Annotated in this window: 1 protein-coding gene; it reads left to right on the top strand. The window is 44.5% G+C overall.

What is annotated here, in order from left to right:
- On the top strand, positions 1-409 hold a 409-nt coding region (locus AACR11_RS21200), incomplete at both ends, for a phospholipase effector Tle1 domain-containing protein (protein ID WP_139374629.1).

The raw sequence follows: 409 nt of genomic DNA, 5'->3' as shown, positions 1-409 counted from the left end.
AGTTTGATGTTTTCGGTTTTAGCCGCGGCGCGGCTTTAGCTCGTCACTTTGTTAATGCCGTTAAAGATGGATTACCTGATTATGACAAGCCACGAGATGGTGAAGCATTCGGTGAAGTTTTCCCAAACTTATTGGCACACCAAGATGATGTCAGTAGCCAACCTAAACATGGTTACTATCCTGACGAGACGCGCACCTGTAGCGTTCGTTTTGTTGGACTGTTCGATACCGTAGGCTCGTTCTATCTCGCTGGAAATAACGATGAAGGTAATTTTGAACTAGGACTTGATACTAGTTGTGCAGAGCGTGTATTCCAGATAAGCGCCCATCACGAATACAGAAAGAACTTCCCTCTAACATCACTGCTACCTAGCGATGGCATTCTACCTTCTAACTTTTATGAGGAAGT

The organism is Vibrio sp. L85 (genome assembly GCF_963871815.1).
GTDB lineage: Bacteria > Pseudomonadota > Gammaproteobacteria > Enterobacterales > Vibrionaceae > Vibrio > Vibrio harveyi.
Note: the sequence above shows the minus strand (reverse complement) of the source record. Positions and strands in the feature narration are given on the sequence as shown.